Below are 25301 nucleotides of genomic sequence, written 5' to 3'. Positions count from 1 at the left end.
AATAAAGTGAATGAAAAGATTATCGCAGTTTTTGCGGCAATGAAAAAGCGGGTTTGGTGTTTTTCAGGCAGCCTGAAACGGTAAATACTGCCATCTCGTGTTGCTGAAAACAAATTGGCAATCTATTTATGGATTGATTGCCGTTGCAAAACAGATTGCCGCATTTTTCTGCCGTTCAGACATAAGCCGCATTGGTTTGTTTATTTTTGTGTTATCTCCGCCAACGCTTGCCGCAATAAATCCACCGTACGCGGAATATTTTGCAGTTTATCCAAACCAAACAAGCCGATACGGAAACTTTGGAAATCAGCGGGTTCATCTACTTGCAGCGGCACACCGGCGGCAATTTGTAAACCGTGTTGTGCAAACAGCTTACCTGATTGAATTTCCGGTTTGTCGGTATAACACACCACCACGCTTGGCGAAGCAAAACCGTCGGCGGCAACGCTTTCAAAACCATATTCTGCTAACAGTGCACGCACCGCTTGTCCCAATTGCTGTTGCGCTGTTTTCAGTGCATTAAAACCAATGTGCTGTGCTTCTTGTATCACTTGGCGCAATACAATCAAGCTGTCGGTGGGCATGGTGGCATGATAGGCATGCCCGCCGTTTTCGTAGGCACGCATGATTTGCAGCCATTTTTTTAAATCCAAGTCGAAACTATCGGATTGTGTGGCTTCCACACGATCGGTTGCCGCTTGATTCAGCATAATTAAACCGCAGCACGGCGATCCGCTCCAACCTTTTTGCGGTGCACTGATTAATACATCAATACCCAAATCCTGCATATTCAGCCACAACGCACCCGAAGCAATACAATCAATGACCAGCAAACCGCCGACCGCGTGAGTGGCTTCGGCGAGGCGGCGGATATAATCATCGGGCAAAAGCAGACCGGCAGCGGTTTCCACATGCGGTGCAAAAACGAGCGCGGGGCGTTCACGCTCAATTGCAGACACCACTTCTTCAATCGGCGCGGGTGCAAACGGCATGTGTTTGTTGTTGCTCTGTACTTGCCGCGCTTTCATCACCACCACGTCATGACCGATGTTGCCCATTTCCAAAATTTGCGACCAGCGAAAACTGAAAAAACCATTGCGCACCACCAAACATTTTTGTCCGCGCGCCAGCTGCCGAGCCACCGCTTCCATGCCTGATGTTCCGCTGCCGGGAACAATGGCAACCGCATCGGCATGGTAAACGTGCTTTAATAAAGCAGAAATATCGCACATGGCTGTCTGAAATTTGGCAGACATGTGATTCAAGGCGCGGTCGGTATAGACGACGGAGTATTCTAATAAACCATTGGGGTCGATATTGGGGAGCAAAGCAGACATGAGAAGTCCTTTCGTTATGATTGACAGTAAAGCTACTTTTTTTTATCACACAGCAATCCGAAACAATCATGTTCTATGCGGTAGAAACCAGTGTGAAAAGCTATATTTATTTGAAAAAACAGTTGCTTAGCTATATAAAGAAAACGTGTAATAAAAATATTGAACAAAAGAAAATTAGCGGTATATTAAAGCAATTTAAAGTAAATGACGCGATTGAATATCATTAATTTATTTTGTTTTTATATGGCATATTGTTTATTCATTATCGGGCTCACGGGGTTAATGATATTGTGCGCGGCTGGTGTTGGGGCAGAGTGTTTTCAGGTAGCCTGAAAAACACGATTTTCAGGGCAATGTGCGGCGGTAATGTATAAGACAGTTTTTTTCGGGTAATATCCCCGTCAAATCCGTTACAAACAGGGAAACACGCCATGAATAACATTCAGGCAGCCGTGATACAAATGGTTTCGGGAACTGATGCCGCACACAACATCAATTCCATGCGGCGTTTGGTGCGCCAAGCCGCCGAACAAGGTGCAAATTGGGTGTTGCTGCCGGAATATTGGCCGATTATGGGCAAGAAAGACACCGATAAACTCGCCATTGCTGAGCCGTTTGGCAGTGGATTGATGCAAGACGCTTTACGCGCCGCTGCCCAAGAAAACGGAGTTACCTTATTCGGCGGTACGATTCCGCTGCAAAGCCCTGAGCCGAATAAGGTATTGAATACCATGCTCAGCTTTGCGCCGAACGGCAGTTTATTGAGCGTGTATCACAAAGTACACTTATTCGGTTACAGCGGCTTAGGTGAACGTTACGCCGAATCTGACACCATCACCGCAGGAGCTGAATTGCCGAAATTATGTGCCGACGGCATCAACATCGCCCAAGGTGTGTGCTATGACCTGCGCTTTCCTGAATTTTTCCGTGCACAGTTACCGTTTGAAGTACTGCTGCTGCCCGCTGCGTTCACCTACACCACCGGTAAAGCACACTGGCAAACGCTGCTTTGTGCCCGTGCCATTGAAAATCAATGTTATCTTTTGGCAGCTGCCCAAGGCGGTCAGCATCAAAACGGACGGCGCACTTTCGGGCACAGTATGATTATTAATCCTTGGGGCGAAGTATTGGCGTGTTTGCCCGAAGATGAAGGGGTAGCGGTCGCTTCGCTGGACGGTACATTGCTTAACAGTGTGCGCAATAAGCTGCCGGCACTGAAACACAAGGTTTTTTGAGTGTTTGGTTTCCCTTGCCCATTCTCCCAACGATCTTGTTCCCCGTATGGGGGGCTTCACCTATTTTGTGTTAGCATACTGACACATCTATGCTTTCAGCGGTGATTGCCAAACATCCATCAGACAAGTAAATAAATGTTGTACCCAAAAATTGTGACGGGTTCCAGTAGCACACATTGCCTGGTTTTGCATTTTTTTGCAGTGCTATAAAATCACAAATTTTTGACATTGAACTGACGTTATTAAATTTGATTGATATGGGTTCTCGATGTTTTGAATCATCACTAAGATAAGAATCAACCTCAATGGCTACACCACACCTTTCATAATCAACACACATTGATTTTATTACTGAGTCGTGTAAATCTATCTCTTCGGGCAACATCACACAATCCTTTTTTGTAAGATTAAAACAATCCGTAACTGTTGCGCTTAACGCATAAAAAATTTACGGAACAGGTATGAGATTTCTCGGAGGGAATGCGATCCGCAATTTCTCACTAACAATTCAATAAATTACAGTACCTATGGCCGCCATCTCTAAGAATATTATGGCGCAGGCAAGTTAATGATACTGCGGGAAAAGGAAAATGCAGTTGGAATTTTAAAAACAATCGAAGTTGCTGCAGTTACATGTGAATAAAACTGTGTATTGTGTGTTTGCTGTTTGCAATGACAGCCATTTGTGTTTCAGGCTGCCTGAAAAAATATCGGTTGGTTGCGGCGAGAAAATCAAGCCAGTGCGGCAATCTGCGGTCTCAATGAACGCACGGTATTAAAAAACAGATTGCCCTGCCGTTTGTAACAGTCGGCGAAGGGCGTGCCAATATCCGTTTGGTTTATGCGGCATATTTTTGAAACCAATTGCCGTTAATTTATTCTTCACCTTCTGTTTCAGGCAGCCTGCTGATACGAACGCGCTCAATGCGGCGGTTGTCTTTGCTCAAGACTTCAAAACGGTAGCCGTGGTAGTTCACATGATCGCCGACATCGGGAATATCCTGCAATTCTTCCATGAGCAAACCCGCCAGCGTGTGGTAGTCGGCATCTTCCGGTAAAGGCGGCAGGGCGATTTGTTGCGCCAGCTCGGTGTATTCCAAACCGCCGTCTGCGGTGAAACTGTTGTCGGCATTTTCTTGAATGCTCAGTGCTTCTTCACGTTCGTATTCTTCGGGAAAATCGCCTGCAATGGTTTCCATTAAGTCTTTCATGGTAATCAAACCCAATATTGCACCGAATTCGTCCACCACCAAAGCAAAATCGGCACTTCTGGCGCGGAAGAGTTCCAACGCATCTAAGACAGTGCTGCCGTCGGGCAAGACCAAGGGTTGTTTTAAGGCTGCCTGAATATTTAATTCACTGCTTTGAAGCAATTGATTGAGCAAGTCTTTTTTATTGATATAGCCCAAAGGTTCGTCAATTCCCGCTTTACCGACCACCATTAAGCGCGAAAAAGGCGTTTCTTGTAATTGTGTATATTGTTGTTCGCGGGTTTGTGAAATATCCAAGCGTTCAATGTCGCTTCTTGGGGTCATTACGCCCAAAATCGGGCGTTCTGCCAGTGTTAAGACACTGCGAATCATCGATTTTTCATTTTCTTCAAAATGGGTATCGTCGTCATTGTCGCCGCTTTTTGCCAGTACGGCTTCGCGCATGCCCATCATGCCCAATACGCTTTCGGCGGTGCGGTATCGCCAAGTGCGTCCGCGCAAGGCATTTACACTTATGTTTCGTCCGGAAACTTGGTTAAATACCTCGATGAGAATGGAAAATGCAATGGCTGCGTAGAGATAGCCTTTGGGAATGTGGAAATGCAAACCTTCGGCAATCAGGCTGAAACCAATCATCAGCAGAAAGCCCAAGCAAAGCATCACCACGGTGGGGTGTTTGTCCACAAATTCGGTGAGCGGGCGGCTTGCCCAAATCATCAATACCATTGCCACCACCACTGCTGACATGGCAACAATGACGTGATCAACCATTGCCACGGCGGTAATCACGGAGTCAATGGAAAATACGGCATCTAAAATTAAAATCTGCGCCACCACGCTGAAAAACGATGAGTAATGGCGGCTGTGGGTAACTTCTGCAAAAGCACTGTGTCCTTCTAAGCGTTCGTGCAGTTCAGTGGTGGCTTTGTAGAGCAAGAATAAACCGCCGCCGAGCATAATTAAATCTTTAACGGATACGCCGTGATCGGCGAAAAACATAAACGGGCGAGTCAGGGTGATGATGTAGGACATCAAACCCAGCATGATGATGCGGATAACAATCGCCAAACTCAAGCCGGTAATTCGTGCTTTGTCGCGGTGGCGCGGTTTGACCTTGTTGGCAAGAATGGCGACAAATACCAAATTATCAATGCCGAGAACCACTTCCAAAACCAAAAGTGTGGCAAATCCTATCCATGTGGTTGGTTCAGCCAGCCAACTGAAATCCATTGTGTTGTTTCCTTGTTGATGTAATCGGGTTTGGTGTACTTTTTAACACATTGCTGCCAAATTTTCATTCTTTTGTGATTGGTGTTTTTTCGCCGATTGCTGCCAGCGGCAGTAATAGGTCATGAATCAAATCCCAAAAAAGAGTTGTTTTTATGGGTGGTATTGGGTCATTTACGAAAATTTGTGCCACTTCAGCATAGCTGCTTTGCGGTTTTTGCCGATCATTGCCGTTGTAATTGAGCTGGGCTTCGTTTTCGGCAGTAAGCGGCGGTGTGGTTGATTCGCTGCCATGCCATTTTTGAGCGGCTCGCCAGCTTGTGCGCGGGAAAAACGGCAGTGCTTGCTGCTGCCCCTGTCGGTAGTAACGAAGCCATTGCGTTAATTGCTGATGTGCTTGCTCTTTGGGCAGTGGTAAAAAACACAGGGTGTCTTCCGGTGAAAAAACATAAGTGTATGGTTCACAGTTTGGTAAGGCAGCACAGAAAATCAGGTGTTTCAGCCGCAGAATGATTTGATCGGTGTCTGTGATGCGTTTGGGAAATTCAATGAATTGTCCGTGTTGGTGCAGCTGGTTCAGGCTGCCTGAAAGTATGCCGTGTTCGGTTGCGATGTGTATATTGGTATCCGGCAATGCGGGGCTTTGTAATAAAGTTTCGTCCAAGGACAAAACCGCATTGCGCAAGGGTTCGGCGTTGAGCTGTCCCAATGCGCCAACGGGCAGAACGCCGTCAGCAGACAGAGCTGCGGTAACGGTGTTGAAATCAGCGTGTTTGCGGCGGGCGTGTAAATAATCGCGGTAAATTCTGCCGCTGTCGGTGGGTTTGAACGGTTCATCGGCATCTTTGTCTTCGTGCTGATACGGTGCTTGCCATTGCAGCTGTTGCCGCAGCCAATGCTTTACGGGATTGCGCCAGAATGTAAGGAAGTCGTCGGTGTTTATCGGCAGGGCATCGGTTGGTGTTTCGGTATGAAAGCCATCGGTAAATGGTTTTTCCGGTTGCGGTGTTTGATTTAATGCGGAGGCATAGTCGGCGCGGCTGCTGCTGAATTCGCCGTTAAAATAAGCGTGTGAAAATGCTTGTAAGGGGTATTGGCGAATGTGCTGTTCAATATATGCCTGTGGGGTTTGTCCGCTCATGGCGGCTAATGTATCGGTTAATTCGTAAATCAGCGCAGAGGGGGCAAGGTCTTCATTTTTCCGTATGTCTTTGCCGATATAGGATAAATATAATTTTTCACGTGCGCTGAGTATGGCTTCCAGAAATAAATAGCGGTCGTCGTCGCGGCGGGCGCGGTCGCCTTTTTTTGGGTGTTGGGCGATGAGGTCAAACGGAGCCGATTTGGTGGTGCGCGGGAATTCTCCGTCGTTTAAACCCAATAAACACAAACATTTAAATGGTAGGCTGCGCATCGGTACCATGCCGCAGAAAGTGATGCCGCCGCGTAAGAAACCGGCTTCGCTGCTGCTGTTTAAAAAACCTTGCAAATGTTCGCGCACCAGTGCGGGGCTTAGGGCTGCCTGAAAATTTGCCAGTTCTGCTTGTGCCTGCCATTCTGCCAGTGCGGTTTCCAGCTGCTGCATGGCGTTGCCGCTGAGACTGTCATCGTCGGCAAAATCGCGTATGAAATTGCGTACACGCTGTTGCCATGCGGTGATGTCGGCGTCGGTTTGCCAGAGGCGGTAGTGCCGCAGTAATGCCGCCAGCCAATCTTGTGCACGCACCAATACGGCGGTGAGGTTGATGTCGGCAGTCCAAGGGTAGATGTTTTGCCAATGCTGCCAGTTGGCGGTATTGGGTAAGAGCCAGCCCAAAGCGGTGCGGTTCATGCCGTGCTGCCAAGTAAAATCATCGCCTTTGCCGCCGAAAGCGCGGCGCATGGTTTCGCCGTCTCCCCAATGAATGCCTTGCTCGATAAATGCCGCACTGATTAACTCAATGTCTGCATTGCTGAAATGAGAGCGGCGGCGCAAAGCCGGCTCGTCAAGCAAAGCCAGCACTTGGTCAATTTCCAAGCGGCTTTCTGTCAGTGCGATCAGCTTTTCCAATAGTTGCAGCAATGGTTGTTTGCGGCTGATTTTGGCATCAGCGATGCTGTAGGGCAGTATTTGATTGCCGCCTTGGCTTTGTCCGAATACGGCGTCTATAAACGGGATATAGGCTTCGATGTGTGGGGTTAATACGGCGATGTCGTGCGGCTGCCAATCAGGGTGATCGGCAAGGTCTTGCAATAATTGGTCTTTGAGGATTTGCAGTTCACGCAGACGGCTGTGGGCGGCGACGAATTGGACGGAAGTGTCGGATTTTTGCGGTATGGTGTTTTCAGGTAGCCTGAGGCATTGAATGTCGTGCTGCAATTGTGTCAGTTGTGATGTGTGCAGCGGCAGGGGGTCGTAAATTTCTTGTGCATACTGAATGTCAGGCATTTCGGTTAAGGCATCAAAAAAATCACGTCCTTGTTTGCCGAGCGATGAGAGCAAGGGATGACCGCTGAATGCTTCATGCCATTCATCTAAATCCAGCAATATACTTGCCGGCAAGATGTTTCCCCAATATTCATTGCTGGGGTTGAGTGCGAAGATATGCACATCGGTGTGTACGGCGATGGCTTGCAAGAGATTGAGGTACATGGGCGCTAAGGCGGATAAGCCAAACACCATAAGGCGGGCGGGCAGATATTCGGCACTGAGTTTGGATAATACTGCGTGTACTTGTGCCGCACGGTGTTGCTGCGGGGCTTGTTCCTCCAAATACCGCCATAATACCGCTTGCCAGTTTTCGGATTCACCCAGATTCAGCAGCTGGTGTTTGTTCCATGCGGTAATCCAGTTACTGCGGTAAACCAGATATTGGTCAAAAATATCTGCCAATTGCCCCGCCAGATGATAGGGGGCGGCTTCTGAACTGCTCAGATAGTGATGCAAGGCTTGGCGGACTGCTGTAAATTCAGGCTGCCTGAACGTTTCGCTTTGAAATAAATTCAGCAGCCGCCAGCGCATCACTTCGGTGTGAAAAGGGTTGAGTTTGGGCGTGTCGGGCAGAAGTGTACGTGTGAGCCGCCAGCTGAAGCCGGCAGGCAGGCTGAAACGCAGGTTGGCGGCGATGCCGTTTTTTTGTGCCAAAAAACGGTTGATATAACGGCGCATGCCTTGACTTTGCACAACAATTTCTTCGGTTTCCCAAGGCGAGGAGGTGTTTGGCAGGGTTAATAATTTGGCAAGCAGTGCCGCCAAGTATTCCAAGCGATTGGATTGGTAAAGATAAAGCATGGTTTTTATCGGTGAAGGAGTGGTATCATTGCCAACGAGGCTGATTATGCGATAAACAGATTGCTTTGCCAAATAAAGCTGGTTTAAGATAGCACAAGCAAAAAACAATGGTTATTGTGTCTTGATGTGGTGAGTTGAGCTGTGTACAAGATGCAGGGCTTCGGAAAGATTCAAACAATGCTTATGGATTTGATAAAGGGTTACGATCGTGCGATTTGATGGCGTGATTGAAGATTTAGCCGGTACCAAAGGGGTGCTGGCATGTGCCGTGGTGGACTATGAAAGCGGTATGATTTTGGGTGGAAAAAGCCCATCCGGCATAGATTTAGATGTGTTGGCTGTGAGCAATACCGAAATTGTACGATCTGAAGTGAAAGCCATTGCACGGATGGAAGCCGGCAGTGCCACCCCGGACAGTATTGAAGACATTTTAATCACCATGGGTAAGATATATTTGTTGCTGCGTCCGATGGTATCAAGTAAAGGTTTATTTTTGTTTTTGGTGCTGGATAAACAAAAAGCCAATTTATCGTTGTCGCGTCATGCCTTGAAAGAGGCAGACAGAAATTATCAAGATGAGTAAACTTTGAAAAACTAAATGTCGCTCGCGCTGTTCGCCTGAAATTTATTGCGTTCAGCGCGTTGTTTTTTGGGAAAAATATTCTTATGAGCCGCAAACCGCATATTCCGCAGCAAAATCGTTCTCGCAATCTTGCTGCTTTAAATCAGCAATTGGTAAGAATTGGTGATCGTGCCAAGGAGTTGCACAATAAAGGGCAATACCAAGAAGCCTTAGATGCTTGTTTCTATGCACTGCGGCTGAGTGATCGGTGTGCGCCTGCATGGGTGGATGCGGCGGCAAACTGTATCTATTTGAATCGATTTGAAGATGCGATTAAATACGCACAAAAAGGCATTTCTTTGGGGGTGTCGTCCATTCATGTTTACGACACGTTGGCACATGCACACGGTGTATTCAGGCAATGGGACGAAGTAAAAAAATACGGGAAAAAAGCCTTGGAAATTCGGGATAAAGAATTTAGCCGCACTGTTCCTGATTTGAATTGGGGTGATTTGCCGCCGCTGCCTTCTGCCGATACCCAAGCGCAAAACATCATTGCTTTTTCTTTGTTCGGCAGCAGCCCCAAATATTGTGAAACAGCCATTTTGAATGCACAAGAACAAGTAAAAATTTACCCGTATTGGACTTGTCGTTTTTATATTGCCGATGATGTACCGCAAGCTGTGGTGCAGCGTTTAAAAAATGCGGGTGCGCAAGTGATTGTGGTGGAAGAAAACACCCGCAAACAGTTGCCCGGTCCCATGTGGCGGCTCTTGGCTTTAGGCGATACCAATCTGCATCGGGTAATGTTTCGCGATGCGGATTCGGTGATTACTGAATTTGAGGCACAAGCAACGGCAGAGTGGTTGACAAGCGGCAAGCGTTTTCACGTGATGCGTGATAGTGCTACGCATACTGAGCTGATTTTAGCCGGATTATGGAGTGTGGTTTCAGGCAGCCTGCCGCCTTTATCAAACATGCTGGGCGAATTTTTATCCAAGCCTTTAAAATCCCGTCATTTTGCCGACCAGTATTTTTTGCGTGAACAAGTTTGGCCCTACGCGCGGCTGAGTTTGTGTGCGCATGATTCCTTGTATGATTTTATGGGTGGGAAACTGTTTCCGGGCGATGCTTCATTTGATGATTTTGTTCGCCGATTTCAATCATTCCATGTGGGCTATGCTGAAGGCGCGGTGCGCTTTTCTGCTCTGTCGGATTTGCCTGACGGTACTGATGTTGAGTGGACTTTTTTTGTTAGGGAAACCACGCCTGAGGGTGAAACCACGGAAAAGCCGATTTGCACCTATCCCGGTAAGGTGCTGGATGGGCAGGTTGCTGATTTTCTCCCCAATCGTTATGCCAAAATGATCGAAAATAAAACCGCGGTGATTCGGGTGAGCAAGTTATAGAAAATCATGGTGGTAATTTTCCCACGTTGTGTGATTAACACCGCATTGTTGGCATTTATCTTGTTTTTAAAATGAACGGCTATGGAAAAACAATAATATTTATTGAGAAGCGGTGATGGACGATGGGGCAAGTTATTCATTGTGTGCCCAGTTGCGGAAGGTGAGTTATTAAAATCGGCTTGCTGTGTTTTGTTCACGGCGGTAGCCGATATAAAATTCTCAGTATTTTTTGCAGCATTAAGATTTTTTTAAACATATCAGCAGAGGAAAATATCATGATACCCGTAAAAATATATTTCACTGTGGCTCTGTGCTGCGGTTTATTGAGCGCGTGCGGCGATGTGCAGGAAGCGAGTGAGCGCAATATTGAAAAGGCAATCCGTGAATCGGTGTCGGCAGAGCGGGTGTGTTTACCGACACCTGCTGCGGTTGATGTTTCAGGCAGCCCTGATGTTAATTTGTTGCTTGGCAATAAAACCATGCGTATTGCGGTGAAAAATATTGATGGTGATAAAATCAATAAGCAAGCCTTAAAGCAAATGGACATCTTGGTTGATGAAGGCTTTTATCAAGAAGCCAAAGAAGAACAGGCACTGAGCGGCGAAATAAAAATACCGTTCCGTGTGTTTGAGCGCACTGATAAGGGCAATGCCCAAATCCAGCCCAGCCCGCATGGCGCGCTATTGTGTTTGGGAACAAAAAAATTAAACAAAGTGGATTTATTCACTGAGCCGACGGCACACAATGGCGTAACAGCGGTTAAAGCCGTGTATGAAGTGCAATTACAGCCTGAGAAATGGGCAGAAAAATTATTGAAACATAGCGATGAAAATTTTTTCACCCAAGCAAAACACCCGCGCAAACAAAACATGACTTTGGTATTGACCAACCGCGGCTGGCGCGATATGAGGGAATTAGAATAAAAGCAGATAAGAGTAATATTCTAATGTGATTTCAGGCTGCCTGAAACAACAGGCGGCCTGAAATTAATGCGGCAGACAAAAATACACATACATCTTGCCATTGTGTGTTTTTGTGAATTCAGCAACAACCTTTCACATGGAAAAATACAGGCACTTTGAAATTGGTTTTCAGGCAGCCTCAATCATTTGCGCGGCGGCAGTGTTGCGGTGTTCCTGAAACCATGCCAATTCGCTTCTCAGCTTCACCACTTCGCCGATAATAATCAACGCGGGTGCGGGTGCATCGGCTGCCAGTTGTGCCAAGTTGCGCAAAGTGCCGATGCGCACATGTTGTTCGGTGAGTGTGCCTTGGGATACCACTGCTGCGGGTGTGTCCGCCGCGCGGCCATGAGTAATCAGCTCGGTGCTGATGGACTCAGCCTTAATAGTACCCATGTAAATCACCAATGTTTGTCTGCCGCGTGCCAAGGTCTGCCAATGCAGCTCGTCGCCGTCGGGGCGGCAATGGCCTGTGATAAACAGTGCTGTTTGGGCGTAATCGCGGTGGGTGAGCGGAATGCCTGCATAGGCTGTTGCACCCAGTCCTGCGGTAATACCCGGTACGATTTTAAACGGAATACCGGCTTTGGCCAGTTCTTGGCATTCCTCGCCGCCTCTGCCAAACACAAACGGATCACCGCCTTTAAGGCGCACCACGCGCTTGCCCTGCTGCGCATAGTCCATCAGCAAGCGGTTGATTTCTTCCTGTTTCACTTTGTGCGCACCCGCGCGTTTGCCGACACACACTTTATCTGCATCGCGGCGCACCCATTCCAAAATTTCAAGTGATACCAATGCGTCGTACAACACAATATCTGCCGCCTGCATGGCTTGAATGGCATTTAAGGTGAGTAGCCCCGCATCGCCCGGTCCCGCGCCCACTAAGGTTACTTCGCCTTGTTTGAGCGGTTGGTGTTGGTTGAGTTGCTGCTGCAATATGGTTTCGGCGGCAGTTTCATTGCCGCGTGCAACGTGGCTGTCGAAATCGCCGTTAAATAAATGTTCCCAAAAACGCCGCCGCTCGGTAAGTCCGTGCAGTTTTTGTTTGACTGCGGCGCGCCAGCGTCCTGCCAGTGCCGCGGTTTTACCAATATGCTGCGGCAGCAGGGTTTCAATTTTTTGACGCCACAACCGCGCCAATACCGGCGCAGTACCGCCGCTGGAAACGGCAATTTGAAGCGGGCTACGGTCGATAACGGCAGGCACAATAAATGAGCATTGTGTCGGATTGTCTGCGCTGTTGCAAAATTTACCCGCCGCTTCGGCTGCCTGAAATACTTTGGTATTTAAAGATTTATCGTTTGTGGCAGTCATCACCAAAAACACGTGGTCTAACAGGTCGGCAGAAAAGGAATCGCCGCCATGAATAATCACGCCTTTATTCAGCCAGCGTTGAAACCGCGGTGTCCAATGAGCAGACACAGCATATATGGTTGCGCCCGCTTTGAGCAGCATTTCGGCTTTGCGCTCGGCGACATGGCCGCCGCCCACCAGCAGCACAGCGCGGTTGTGTAAATCAGCGAATAAAGGATAGTGGTTCATTTCAGGCGGCTTTATTGATTTTTTAAGCCTGACATCGTAAATGTTTTGCGGCTGCCTGAAAAAGAAGTGTTTTGTCTAAAGAAAGTGCAGGAAGTTATATATTACGTGCACCAATACGCTAAACGTGTTTTGGTTATATGGAAAGAAATTTTTATTCTTTTGTGCCGCACAGCCAACTTGATAGTATGTCAGCCGAAATCAGTGCAGTGCCGAGTATTTGTGCCGTAAAAACAGCAAAACACTTAACAAGATACAGACAAACCAAGAAAGTAACCCATGTTTCGCCCACCGTTATGGACTCCGCCGCACGATGCCGCTGCCGTTGCCCGTCTGCCCGATTTAATCAAGTCATTGAATACGCGTTTGTGCGGGATTGCGGCGCGTTTTACGCGAGTGAAACTGGCGTCCAGCTTGGCAGCGGAAGACATGGTGATAACCGATGCCATTGTACGGCTCAAGCTGCCGTTTGAAATTTTTACTTTAAATACAGGCAAACTGAATGCCGAAATCGTGGCTTTGTTATCGGTAGCCAAGCAGCATTGGGGTTTAACGATTGTTGAATACATGCCTGAAGCGGCAGTAGCGGCGCAGTATGTGCGCGAATATGGTGAAAATGCTTTTTATGACAGCGTGGCACTGCGCCGTTTGTGTTGTCATATCCGCAAAATTGAGCCACTGAACCGTGCTTTGGCTGATGCCGATGCTTGGCTCAGCGGTCAGCGGCGTGAGCAATCGGATACGCGTGCAGAATTGGGGTTGGCAGAACACGATAGTGCACGCGATATTGCCAAGTTCAATCCTATTTTTGATTGGCATGAAACCGATGTGTGGGCGTATGCCGAACAATATGATTTACCGATTAATGCTTTATACCATCAAGGTTATCCGAGTATTGGCTGTGAACCGTGCACCAAGCCTGTGAAAGCGGGTGAAGATATTCGTGCGGGACGGTGGTGGTGGGAAAGCCGAGACAGCAAAGAATGCGGTTTGCACAAATAAGCCGTGCGCCCTGTTTACAGTTACAGGCTGCCTGAAAGTCTGTTCACGCAGTGTTTTTGCCGTGCGAAGTGACGGCGCATACATAAAAAAGGTTCACTTGGTGATAAATCATACGAAATCGCGGGATAAATGGTTTTGTATCAAGCACCTGAGTAAACGTAATCAAGTAATCAAGATAAAAAAACAAAATGGGAAGACCATGAGCATTCAAGACAAACATTTGGATTGGTTGGAAGCTGAATCAATTTACATTATCCGTGAAGTTGTAGCGGAATCGAAAAATCCGGCTTTGCTGTTTTCCGGCGGTAAGGATTCGGTGGTGTTGCTGGCATTGGCAATCAAGGCGTTTCAAATTCCCGGCCGTGCTTTGCAGCTGCCGTTTGCCTTGGTGCATGTGGACACCGGTCATAATTATCCCGAAGTGATTGCGTTTCGTGATGAAACAGTGCGCCGCATCGGTGCCAGATTGGTGGTGGGCAGTGTGGAAAAATCAATTGCCAAAGGCACTGTGGTGCTGCGCCGAGAAACCGATTCACGCAACGCCGCACAGGCAGTTACTTTATTGGAAACCATTGAGGAAAACGGTTTTGATGCCTTAATGGGCGGTGCGCGCCGCGATGAAGAGAAAGCGCGTGCCAAGGAACGTATTTTTTCGTTTCGTGATGAATTCGGTCAATGGGACCCGAAAAATCAACGCCCCGAGCTGTGGAGTCTCTACAACACACGGCTGCATGCGGGTGAAAACATGCGGGTGTTTCCGATTTCTAATTGGACTGAATTAGACATCTGGCAATACATTGCCCGCGAACAATTGGCGTTGCCGCCGATTTACTACACGCACGAGCGAGAAGTGGTGGTGCGTGGCAACTTGCTGGTGCCGATAACACGGTTTACGCCGAAAAAAGACGGTGAAACCAGTGAAATTCGCTCTGTTCGCTTTCGTACCGTGGGCGATATTTCCTGCACCTGTCCTGTGGCCAGCACGGCGGCGACACCGGAAGAAATTATTGCTGAAACCGCCGAAACCACCATTTCTGAACGCAGTGCCACGCGCATGGACGATCAAGTGTCGGAAGCCGCAATGGAAGAGCGCAAAAAAGCCGGCTATTTCTAAGACGATTTATAAACAGGCTGCCTGAAAAAAATTAAAAACAAAAACACGAGAGAACAATATGAATACCGATTCCGTATTGCGATTCATCACTGCCGGCAGCGTGGACGACGGCAAATCAACGTTAATTGGACGTTTGCTGTATGACAGCCAAGCCTTGCTGGCTGATCAAGTGGCTTCTTTGTACAGCGGCAAACACAAACGCACCGCTCAAGGCGTTCCCGATTTTGCACAGCTCACCGACGGCTTGGCTGCCGAACGAGAGCAGGGCATTACCATTGATGTTGCCTACCGCTATTTTGCGACACCTGTTCGCAAATTCATTATTGCCGATACGCCCGGGCACGAACAATACACCCGCAATATGGTTACCGGTGCATCGACTGCCGATGCGGCAATTGTGTTGATTGATGCCGCCCGTGTGGACTTTTCCGGCGGTAAACCGATATTGCTGCCGCAAACCCGACGCCACAGTGCTTTGCTGAAATTATTGGGTACGCACCACGTTATTGCAGCGGTGAATAAACTGGATTTGTTGGATTACAGTGAAGATAAATTCAATGCCATTCAGGCAGCCTATCAAGAATTGGCGGATACTTTAAAACTGAATAATGTACGGTATGTACCGATTTCCGCGCTCAATGGCGACAACATTGTTAATCCCAGCGAACACATGTCGTGGTATCACGGCCGGCCTTTGCTGCGCGTTTTGGAAGAATTGCCGATTGATAGCGGTGTATCCGCTACACCCGAAGCCGTTTTGTTTCCGGTGCAGCGTGTGGCACGTCAAGACGGCAGTGCCGCCGATGATTTTCGCGGTTACCAAGGTCGGTTGGAACAGGGGACGCTGACGGCGGGTGATGCCGTGCGCATTGAGCCTGCCGGATACAAAAGCCGCATCAAAGCCATTTTCGGTATTTCAGGCAGCCTGAAAGAAGCCAAGCCAGGCGATGTATTAACCGTTACCCTTGATGATGACATAGACGTGTCCCGCGGGGACAGCATTGTGGCAGCCGACAGCAGTGTGCGTGCTACCAAAATACTCACTGCTGCGCTGTGCTGGTTTGATGACAAACCGCTGAACACAGCACGCCGCTACCTGTTGAAACACAGCACGCAAACCGTGTACGCCAAAGTTAAAAACATTGATTATCTGTGGGACGTGCAAACCCTGAGCCACACGGAAAATGCCGATACGCTGAAACGCAACGACATTGGCCGTGTTCACTTAAATTTGCAAAAACCAATCGTGCCTGTGGCATATGTGCAAAATCCGGCTGCCGGTGCGTTTATTTTGATTGATGAAGCCACCAACCACACTGTTGCCGCCGGTATGATTGTTGAAACCGATGATGAAGGTGATTGGGTTATTTAAATTTATTTTGGCGGCTGCCTGAATGCGGTTGCCGCTTTTGTTTTGATAAACGTTATTTCTTTCTTAAGCTTTTTGCGGCTTGCTGCTGCTTGTGCCGAATTGGCTGCCGATTAAGTTACCGAGCGTGCGGCAATAATACCGAGATACTGAGAACAACATGACCTTACCGATTTCTTCTGAACTGGTGCAGCAATTGGCTGCGCTGTCGTCTGCACAATTGGCGTGGCTGTCCGGTTACGCTTGGGCAAAAAGCGAAGCGGCAGGTGCTGCTTTATCTGCTGCGGTCGCTGTGCCCGCCGCCGCAATAACGGCAGCCGCACGAAAAGTAACGGTTTTGTCTGCTTCACAAACCGGCAATGCACGCCGCGTGGCTGAAGAGGTGTTGGTGAAACTGAAAGATGCAGGCATCAATACTCAGCTGATGGCTGCGGGCGACTTCAAAAGTAAAAACATTACCGATGAAGACATTGTACTGTTGGTAACTTCCACGCAGGGTGAAGGCGAACCGCCTGAAGAGGCTGTGCCGCTGTATAAATTTCTGTTTGGCAAGAAAGCACCGAATTTGAGTCAGTTGAGTTTCTCGGTTTTGGGATTGGGCGATACCGGTTATCCGAATTTCTGCCAAGCAGGCAAAGACTTTGATGCACAGTTGGCGAAATTGGGTGCTAAACGTTTGCTCAATCGCGTGGATTGTGATTTGGATTACCAAAGCACTGCTGCTCAGTGGCAAGATAAAATTACCGCAGAAGTGGCGGCTTTGGTTCATCAAGGTGGTGATGCGGCGGTTGCCGTTGCCAATGCTGCCGTTGCCGCACCCGCACAGGTGTTTAGCAAAGAAACCCCGTTTTCTGCTTCTTTGAACATACGTCAAAAAATCACTTCGCGTTATGCCGCTAAGGACGTAGAACACATTGAAATTGACTTGACCGGCTCCGGTATCCGATACAAACCGGGTGATGCTTTGGGTGTGTATTATCAAAACAATCCGATATTGGTTGCCGAAATTTTGCAACACACGCAAGTGGCTAAAGATGCGCCCGTGCGTTTGGTTAATGGCAAAGAAGTCAGTATCGAAACCGCATTGCTGAATTATTTGGACATCACCCAAAACACCCCTGCATTGGTGAAAACCTATGCGCAGTGGGTCGCTCAGAATGATTTACGCGAAATGGCCGCCGATGCCGCCAAATTGAACGATTACGTTACAAATACCCCGCCGATGGGCGTATTTGCCGCTTATCCGCATGTGTTGGCGGCTCAGGATTTGCATGATTTATTCCGCTCGCTGACGCCGCGTTTGTATTCTATTGCGTCATCACAGGAAGAAGTGGGCGAGGAAGTTCACATTACTGTGGGCGTGGTGCGCTTTGAACATCATGGCAAAATCCATACTGGCGGTGCTTCGGGTTATCTGGGCGAGCGTTTGGAAGAAGGCGGTGCTGTGCGTGTATTTATTGAGGAAAACAACCATTTCAGGCTGCCTGAAAATGGCGGTACACCAATCATTATGATTGGTGCGGGCACGGGTATTGCGCCGTTCCGTGCTTTTATGCAGCAGCGCGAAGCCAATGGCGACAGCGGCGAAAATTGGCTGATATTCGGTAATCAGAAATTTACCGATGATTTTCTGTATCAGACTGAATGGCAGCAATACCGTAAAAACGGTTTGCTGAATAAATACAATTTTGCATGGAGCCGTGAGGGCAGCGAAAAAGTGTATGTGCAGCATAAATTGCACGAAGAAGCGGCTGAAGTGTGGGCATGGTTGCAGCGCGGTGCGCATGTGTATGTGTGCGGCGATGCTGCCAAAATGGCGCGCGATGTTGAGCTGGCTTTGCTTGGTATCATTGCCGAGCAGGGTAAATTAAGTATCGATGATGCCGATGATTATTTAAATGAGCTTCGTGAAAATAAACGCTATCAGCGTGATGTTTATTAAACAGCATTGTTATCCAAATGTTATCTGAACGGGCTGTCTGAAATGTTTCAGGCAGCCTGTGTGGATAACATAATCAAAATCTATTTTGATGCAGCCAAGCATTTTTACCGTATCTAATTATTCTGATAACAGAATTGCGCTTAATCTCAATATGCAAAAACACAATTTAAAGGAATCAACAGCATGAAATCTGATCCGCGCGCCAAATTACCCGATGCGCCGTTGACCGACAATGAACGCCTGAAAGATCAAAGCGATTATTTGCATGGCAGTATCGCTCAAGATTTAAAAGACGGGCTTACCGGTGGATTTAACGGTGATAATTTTCAGCTTATACGGTTTCACGGTATGTATGAGCAAGACGACCGCGATATTCGCGCCGAACGCGCGGAACAAAAGCTGGAGCCTTTGAAAAATGTCATGTTACGCTGCCGTTTGTCCGGGGGCATCATCAGCCCCAAGCAATGGCTCGGGATTGATGAATTTGCTGCCGAACACACCCTGTACGGCAGCATTCGGCTGACCACACGCCAAACTTTTCAGTTTCACGGTGTACTCAAAAATAATATCAAACCCATGCACCAATGGCTGCATCAGCTGGGTTTGGATTCCATTGCCACCGCAGGTGATGTCAACCGCAATGTGCTGTGCACCAGTAACCCGATTGAAAGCAGTCTGCATCGTGAAGCGTATGAATGGGCAAAAGCCATTTCTGAGCATTTATTGCCGAAAACCACGGCTTATGCAGATATTTGGCTGGACGGTGAAAAAGTATTTTCAACGGAATTGACTGCGCCGCAAACCAAAGAAATTGCCGATAAAGCAGAACCGATATTGGGCAAAACTTATCTGCCGCGCAAATTCAAAACCACTGTGGTGATTCCGCCGTTAAACGATGTGGATTTACATGCCAACGATTTGAATTTTGTGGCAATCGGTGAAAACGGTAAGCTGGTGGGTTTCAATGTGCTGGTGGGCGGCGGTTTATCAATGGAACACGGCAACCGCAAAACCTTCCCGAACACCGCATATGACTTTGGCTTTGTTGGGCTGAGTGATGTGCTCAAATGTGCCGAGGCAGTTGTAACCACGCAGCGTGATTGGGGAGACCGCACCAACCGCAAAGCAGCCAAAACCCGCTATACCTTGCAACGCGTCGGCGTTGATGTGTTCAAAAATGAGGTGGAACAACGCATGGGTGTGCCATTTCAAGCCAGCCGCCCGTATGCGTTTACTGAACGCGGCGACCGCATTGGTTGGGTAGAGGGAGAAGACAAAAAATGGCATCTTACCTTATTCATTGAAAATGGCCGCTTGCTTGACTATCCGAATAAACCGCTGAAAACCGGTGTTCGGGAAATTGCCAAAATTCACACAGGCGATTTTCGCTTAACGGCTAACCAGAATTTGATTGTGGCGGGTGTATCCGCACGTGATAAAGCCAAAATTGAAAAAATTGCCCGTGAACACGGTTTGATTGATGACAAGGTAACCGAACAGCGTAAAAACAGCATGGCATGCGTGGCATTCCCCACTTGTCCGTTGGCAATGGCTGAGTCTGAACGTTTTCTGCCGGAATTCATTGATCAAATTGATGCCATGATGGCAAAAAATGGTTTGCAGAACGATAATATTATTTTGCGCATCACCGGTTGTCCCAATGGCTGCGGCCGCGCCATGCTGGCAGAAATCGGTATGGTCGGTAAAGCCATTGGCCGCTATAACCTGTATGTGGGCGGCAATCGCGCCGGTACGCGTATCCCGCGGCTCTTTAAGGAAAACATCACCGCCGACGAAATCTTAACCCAAATTGATGCCTGGATTGCGGCTTGGGCAAGCGAGCGCGAAGCCGCAGAATCTTTTGGTGATTTTGCCGTTCGCAGCGGTATTGTGAAACCCGTAGTGAATGCTGCCGTTGATTTTTGGGACGAAAGCAAAATACCGGCTTGATTACTGTTTTGTCTGCCAATTCACGGCAGTTGTTTTTTGAGCAGGGGGATGTAAAAGGCTGTCTGAAAATATTTTCAGGCAGCCTTTTTGTTTTTGGTAATTTTCACAAACAAGGTGTTTGTGTCGTGTACACGAGCGGTTTTGTTATGGTTGCACAGGCTGTCTGAAAGCATTCAGGCAGCCTGTGTTGTTTGTTTATGGCTGCTGTAAACAGCAGGATTTCAAATCAAGCTGTTTTATCAATCAGTATCAATTCATATTGTTATGATAATAACTTTATTATTTCTATTGAAATGGCAGTCTAATATATTGATATTAAATATTTATTTATATTAATGGTGTTTGAGAAAATTATGGTGGTTTGTTCTATGCAAAGCGCCATTTCTTCTTTCTGATTTGAAATGCGCTTTGATAGACTGCTTTCTCATTCAATTGCTTAGCTGAGGAAAACCATTATGTCTGTTGTGTTATTGACCGGCAGTCCCAGCAGTCCGTCGCGTTCGGCTGCCGTGCTGTTTTTGATTGAAGATTATCTGCGTCGGCAAGGTATTGCCACTATTCGTTATGGCGTGAATGATTTTGCACCGGAAGCGTTGCTGTTGGGTCAGTTTGATTCGACCAGTGTGAAGCAGTTTCAGCGTGATGTGGCAGAGGCAGATGGTTTGGTGGTGGCTACGCCGGTGTACAAAGCATCATTTTCCGGTGTTCTGAAAACGATGTTGGATTTGTTGCCGCAAGAAGCGCTGCAAAATAAGGTGGTTTTGCCCATTGCCAGCGCAGGCAGCATTGCGCATTTGTTGGTATTGGATTATGCGCTCAAGCCTGTGCTTTCGGCGATGAAGGCGCAGGAAATCATTGCCGGAGTATTCGTACAAGATAAACAAGTTGAATACCGTGATGCCGATGCCCGCTTTGATGAGGGCTTACGCGAACGGTTAGAAGCTGCCGCGGCTCAGTTCACTCAAGCGATTCATTGCCGCCTCTTGATTAAACACATTGAGTTGCCTGAATACGTTATTTAAATCAAATACATCATTATTAATTTAAGGGAACATTATGCGCATTAAATCCATTTATTCATTACTTGCAATCACATTGACCGGATTGACGTTGGGTGCTTGCCGCAGTGAAACCGATACGGCGGCTTCCGGCGATGAAGCGGCGGGAAAAGCCAAGGTCAGTGAAGTACGTATCGGTTTGCAGAAATCCGGTTCGCTGGTGTATCTGCGTGATGTCCGCTATTTAGAAGATGTTTGGGCTAAACAGGGTATTCAGGTGAAGTGGGTGGAATTCCCGTCCGGTCCGCCGATGCTGGAAGCACTCAATACCGGCAATCTGGATCTCGGCACTGTCGGGGACAGTCCGCCGATATTTGCACAAGCGGCAGGAGCCAAGCTGATGTATGTGGCAAACGAGCTGCCATCGCCAAAAGCGGAAGCGATTATTGTGCCGGCTAATTCACCGATACGCAGTGTATCTGAGTTAAAAGGCAAAGCGGTGGCGGTAACCAAAGGTTCGAGTGCCAATTACACTTTATTGAAAGCCTTAGAGCGCGACAAATTAACGTTTGACGACATTAAGCCGAAGTATTTGCAGCCGGCTGATGCTCGGGCAGCGTTTGAAACCGGTCAAGTGGCTGCCTGGGCAATTTGGGAGCCGTATTTGTCGAGTGTAAAAATAGAATTGAATGCACGAGTGCTGACCGATGGCGAAGGACTGAAACCCAATACGGGATTTTATTTGGCATCTAAAGATTTTGCTCAAGCCCATCCTGATTTGGTGGAACAGTTTGTGAGTGCGGTGGGTGAGGCAGATAAAGCCATCACTGCCAATCCTGAAAAATACGGCAAAATCATTGAAAACATCACCGGGCTGAAACCTGAAATTGCGCTGAGTTCGGTAACGGCGCGCAATTATGGTGTGTCTTATATCAGTGCCGACACGATACAGGCGCAGCAGCAAGTGGCAGATGCGTTTTACCGGCAAAAATTGATTCCCAAACCAATACAAGTAAAAGACATCGTGTGGAATCCACCGCAATAACACCAAGCATTATCTTTTGAATTTTGTTTAACCCGTTCATTATCTTTTAAAGTAAAGGAAAGCATTATGAGTCTGAATATCTTTTGGTTTTTACCCACGCAAGGTGAAGGCCGCTATCTGGGCAGCGATAAATTTGCACGCACAGTTGATCACGCTTATTTAAGCCAACTGGCTTTGGCAGTAGAAAACTTGGGGTTTGGCGGTGTGTTGATTCCCACCGGGCGCAATTGCGATGATCCGTTTTTGGTGGCCGCATCGTTAATCGGCATCACCCGCAAGCTGCGGTTTTTGGTGGCATTGCGCCCGGGTGTAATTTCTCCCACTGTGGCGGCACGTCAGGCGGCTACTTTGGATCGTTTATCCAATGGACGTGTGTTGTTTAATCTTGTTGCCGGCGGTCGGCCCGAAGAGTTGGCAGCAGAGGGCGTGTATTTGGATCATGAGGAACGGTATGAATCTGCGGCTGAGTTTACCGAGATTTGGCGTCGTTTGCTGAATAATGAAGTGGTTACTTTTCATGGCAAGCACTTGCATGTGGACAACGCTGTTTTGGATAACGCCGCTATTCAGCAGCCGCATCCACCGCTTTATTTTGGCGGATCATCTGATGCGGCGCATCAATTGGCGGCGGAACAGGTGGATCTGTATTTAACTTGGGGCGAACCGCCGGAGCGGGTGAAAGAAAAATTGGATGATGTGCGCCGCCGTGCGGCAGAGCAGGGACGTACTGTGCGTTTTGGTGTTCGCTTGCATGTGATTGTGCGTGAAACCAATGAGGAAGCATGGGCTGCTGCCAATCGGTTAATCAGCCATTTGAGTGATGAAACCATCGCGCAAGCACAAGCCTCATTTGCAAAATCCGATTCTGTTGGTCAGCAACGCATGGCGGCTTTGCATGGCGGCAGCCGTGATCATCTGGAAGTCAGTCCCAATTTATGGGCGGGTGTGGGCTTGGTTCGCGGTGGTGCGGGTACGGCTTTGGTGGGCGATCCGGTTACTGTGGCGAAGCGTATACAGGAGTATGCCGATTTGGGTGCTGATTCATTTGTGCTTTCAGGTTATCCGCATCTGGAAGAAGCTTATCGTGTGGCTGAATTGCTGTTTCCGTTATTAGATGTGGTGCAAACCGATATTCCGCAGCCGCACCGTTTACGCACCAAAAGAGAAACCATAGGCTTGTAATGCGTGTAATGAAAAAGTGAAAACGGCAGCCGAGCCGATGCTGCGGCAATGAGTGCCGCAGTATTATCAATTCAAACAGGAAGTGAGTATGTGATATGAAAACTTCAGAGCAAACCGTACCTGAATGCTGGCAGACTGCGGCGGCATCAACATCGCCGCATCTGCCACCGCGAGAGAGCATTAATACACGGTTGCGTGTGCAGTTTATTGGTTTGTATCAGCACACCGGTGGTTGGTGGTTGCCCTTATTGCTGCTGATTCTATGGCAGTTGATTGCGAGTTTTCACTGGCTGCCTGAAGCCTACTTAAATAATATTTCTTCACCTTGGGCTGTAATACAGGCGGGTTATACCCTCAGTGTCAGCGGTGAGTTACTGCATCACTTGGCGGTGAGTGCCGCTCGCGCTCTGGTCGGTTTATTGATTGGCGGTGCATTGGGTTTGGGTTTAGGGTTGCTCACAGGCACTATTCCGGCTTTGCGTGTGTTGCTCGACAATACGCTGCAAATGCTGCGTAATATTCCGCATCTGGCGTTAATTCCTTTGGTGATTGTGTGGTTTGGTATTGATGAAACCGCCAAAATTTCTTTGGTGGCTTTGGGTACATTTTTCCCGATTTACCTCAATACTTATCACGGCATTTGTAATGTGGATAAAAGTTTGTTGGAAATGGCAAAAAGTTATGGTGTACAAGGTTGGCCGCTGTTCCGGCAAGTTATTTTACCCGGTGCTTTGCCCAGCATTTTGGTTGGTCTGCGCTTTTCTCTGGGCATTATGTGGCTCACACTGATTGTGGCTGAAACCATTTCTGCAGGGTCAGGTATTGGCTACTTAGCCATGCATGCACGTGAGTTTTTTCAGGTGGATATTATTATTTTTGCCATTTTGGTATATGCCTTTCTCGGCTTTTTGGCTGACTTTATTGCACGTCAATTAGAACAACATTGGCTGCGTTGGCATCCTGCCTATCAAAAAAGGAATGTCTTATGACACAAACCGGATTGCCATTGAGTTTGCAGCGGATTGCCAAAAAATTTGGTACGCGAACAGTGATTCATGACTTGGATCTGGATATTGCCGCCGGTGAATTCATTGCGGTGGTTGGGCGCAGCGGTTGCGGTAAAAGCACGCTATTGCGGCTATTGGCTCAGTTGGACGACTTCAGTGATGGTGTGTTGATGTCTGATGAATTGACTGCTGCGGATTTGCAAAGCCGTACTCGGCTGATGTTTCAGGAAGCCCGTTTGCTGCCGTGGAAAACAGTATTGGGAAACGTGGGTTTCGGTTTGAGCGGTCATTGGCGGGAGCGGGCATTGCAGGTGTTGGCAGAGGTGGGCTTAGCTGATCGTGCCCATGATTGGCCGTCGGCATTGTCTGGCGGACAGCGTCAGCGTGTGGCATTGGCACGGGCTTTAATCCATCGTCCTCAATTGTTGTTGCTGGACGAACCGCTGGGTGCGCTGGATGCGCTCACGCGTTTGGAAATGCAGCAATTGATTGTTCGTTTGTGGCAGCAACACCGGTTTACCGTGATTTTGGTAACGCATGATGTTAGTGAAGCGGTATTGACAGCCAATCGCGTCTTGTTGATTGAGGGCGGTAAAATTGATTTAGATGTGCCTATTCGGTTGCCGCACCCGCGTATCAATGTTGTTACTGAAACTGCGCCATTGGAACAGATGATTTTGGATAGGATTTTGCATTTGCCGAGGTACGATGTGGGTTTTTCTATTTAATACATATGACCGAATAAATAAAAAATCCATTATTCCAGCATAGGTTTTAATATTTAATATTGTGTTTTTAAAAAAGTTATTATGATTGCAACCTACTCTGAATAATGAAAAATAAAGTTATTTAGCTATATTTAAGCGAACATTGATTCCTTATGTTGTCGGTTGGGTGATTTGCCCTGCCGGTTTTTTTTGTATGTGCAGGGAAAATATA

19 protein-coding genes are annotated in these 25301 nt (G+C 47.9%); 14 read left to right on the top strand and 5 right to left on the bottom strand.

All coding sequences use genetic code 11. The annotated features are described in order from the left end of the window. Positions 1 to 200: 200 nt before the first annotated feature. Entirely contained in the window at positions 201 to 1337 is a 1137-nt protein-coding gene (locus tag Q384_RS01210) for an aminotransferase class V-fold PLP-dependent enzyme (RefSeq protein ID WP_037585437.1), read from the bottom strand. Between the two features lie 431 nt (positions 1338 to 1768). On the opposite strand from Q384_RS01210, the gene Q384_RS01205 reads away from it, so the two are divergent. Continuing rightward, entirely contained in the window at positions 1769 to 2572 is an 804-nt protein-coding gene (locus Q384_RS01205; protein ID WP_037585436.1) for a carbon-nitrogen hydrolase family protein, read from the top strand. Between the two features lie 70 nt (positions 2573 to 2642). On the opposite strand, the gene Q384_RS13060 is transcribed toward Q384_RS01205, so the two are convergent. The 3 genes from Q384_RS13060 to recC form a co-directional block, all read right to left on the bottom strand. Continuing rightward, positions 2643 to 2957: a hypothetical protein gene (locus Q384_RS13060; protein WP_156956381.1), complete on the bottom strand. Its 315-nt coding sequence runs from the start codon at positions 2955 to 2957 to the stop codon at positions 2643 to 2645. Positions 2958 to 3447: 490 nt separating this feature from the next. Next, complete coding sequence (locus Q384_RS01200; RefSeq protein ID WP_037585435.1) at positions 3448 to 5013, bottom strand: TerC family protein; 1566 nt, start codon at positions 5011 to 5013, stop codon at positions 3448 to 3450. 64 nt (positions 5014 to 5077) lie between these two features. Further along, entirely contained in the window at positions 5078 to 8353 is a 3276-nt protein-coding gene (gene recC, locus Q384_RS01195) for an exodeoxyribonuclease V subunit gamma (protein ID WP_245608487.1), read from the bottom strand. Positions 8354 to 8489: 136 nt separating this feature from the next. On the opposite strand from recC, the gene Q384_RS01190 reads away from it, so the two are divergent. The 3 genes from Q384_RS01190 (at position 8490) to Q384_RS01180 (ending at position 11175) form a co-directional block, all read left to right on the top strand. Beyond that, positions 8490 to 8864, top strand: coding sequence for a hypothetical protein (locus Q384_RS01190; RefSeq protein ID WP_037585433.1), 375 nt, complete (start codon positions 8490 to 8492; stop codon positions 8862 to 8864). A gap of 83 nt (positions 8865 to 8947) precedes the next feature. Then, entirely contained in the window at positions 8948 to 10252 is a 1305-nt protein-coding gene (locus tag Q384_RS01185; RefSeq protein ID WP_051940233.1) for a tetratricopeptide repeat protein, read from the top strand. Positions 10253 to 10527: 275 nt separating this feature from the next. Further along, complete coding sequence (locus Q384_RS01180) at positions 10528 to 11175, top strand: hypothetical protein (RefSeq protein ID WP_051940231.1); 648 nt, start codon at positions 10528 to 10530, stop codon at positions 11173 to 11175. A gap of 168 nt (positions 11176 to 11343) precedes the next feature. Here Q384_RS01180 and cysG read toward each other — a convergent pair whose 3' ends face one another. Further along, the gene (cysG, locus tag Q384_RS01175) at positions 11344 to 12756 is read right to left on the bottom strand and encodes a siroheme synthase CysG (protein ID WP_037585430.1); all 1413 of its coding nucleotides are present in this window, start codon (positions 12754 to 12756) and stop codon (positions 11344 to 11346) included. Positions 12757 to 13032: 276 nt separating this feature from the next. On the opposite strand from cysG, the gene Q384_RS01170 reads away from it, so the two are divergent. The 10 genes from Q384_RS01170 to Q384_RS01125 all read left to right on the top strand — a co-directional run bounded on the left by Q384_RS01170 (position 13033) and on the right by Q384_RS01125 (position 25090). Then, positions 13033 to 13755, top strand: coding sequence for a phosphoadenylyl-sulfate reductase (locus Q384_RS01170; RefSeq protein ID WP_037585429.1), 723 nt, complete (start codon positions 13033 to 13035; stop codon positions 13753 to 13755). 199 nt (positions 13756 to 13954) lie between these two features. Next, positions 13955 to 14869, top strand: coding sequence for a sulfate adenylyltransferase subunit CysD (gene cysD, locus Q384_RS01165; RefSeq protein ID WP_037585427.1), 915 nt, complete (start codon positions 13955 to 13957; stop codon positions 14867 to 14869). 58 nt (positions 14870 to 14927) lie between these two features. After that, a complete protein-coding gene (locus Q384_RS01160; RefSeq protein ID WP_037585426.1) occupies positions 14928 to 16241 on the top strand; it encodes a sulfate adenylyltransferase subunit 1 in 1314 nt (437 codons plus the stop codon). 157 nt (positions 16242 to 16398) lie between these two features. Continuing rightward, on the top strand, positions 16399 to 18180 hold the full coding sequence (locus Q384_RS01155; RefSeq protein WP_037585425.1) for an assimilatory sulfite reductase (NADPH) flavoprotein subunit: 1782 nt from the start codon (positions 16399 to 16401) through the stop codon (positions 18178 to 18180). A gap of 183 nt (positions 18181 to 18363) precedes the next feature. Beyond that, positions 18364 to 20130: an assimilatory sulfite reductase (NADPH) hemoprotein subunit gene (cysI, locus tag Q384_RS01150; protein WP_037585423.1), complete on the top strand. Its 1767-nt coding sequence runs from the start codon at positions 18364 to 18366 to the stop codon at positions 20128 to 20130. Positions 20131 to 20585: 455 nt separating this feature from the next. Then, the gene (gene ssuE, locus Q384_RS01145) at positions 20586 to 21152 is read left to right on the top strand and encodes an NADPH-dependent FMN reductase (protein ID WP_037585422.1); all 567 of its coding nucleotides are present in this window, start codon (positions 20586 to 20588) and stop codon (positions 21150 to 21152) included. 34 nt (positions 21153 to 21186) lie between these two features. Then, positions 21187 to 22173, top strand: a complete 987-nt coding sequence (locus Q384_RS01140; RefSeq protein ID WP_051940229.1) for an aliphatic sulfonate ABC transporter substrate-binding protein — start codon at positions 21187 to 21189, stop codon at positions 22171 to 22173. 66 nt (positions 22174 to 22239) lie between these two features. Further along, a complete protein-coding gene (gene ssuD, locus Q384_RS01135; RefSeq protein ID WP_037585420.1) occupies positions 22240 to 23355 on the top strand; it encodes an FMNH2-dependent alkanesulfonate monooxygenase in 1116 nt (371 codons plus the stop codon). 95 nt (positions 23356 to 23450) lie between these two features. Further along, entirely contained in the window at positions 23451 to 24344 is an 894-nt protein-coding gene (locus tag Q384_RS01130; RefSeq protein WP_084224347.1) for an ABC transporter permease subunit, read from the top strand. Next, positions 24341 to 25090, top strand: coding sequence for an ATP-binding cassette domain-containing protein (locus Q384_RS01125; protein WP_037585419.1), 750 nt, complete (start codon positions 24341 to 24343; stop codon positions 25088 to 25090). Before Q384_RS01130 ends, Q384_RS01125 begins: the two co-directional genes overlap by 4 nt. The last annotated feature ends 211 nt before the right edge of the window (positions 25091 to 25301 follow it).

The sequence above is a fragment of the Stenoxybacter acetivorans DSM 19021 genome, from assembly GCF_000745895.1.
GTDB lineage: Bacteria > Pseudomonadota > Gammaproteobacteria > Burkholderiales > Neisseriaceae > Stenoxybacter > Stenoxybacter acetivorans.
This window is presented reverse-complemented; position numbering and strand designations above follow the sequence as displayed.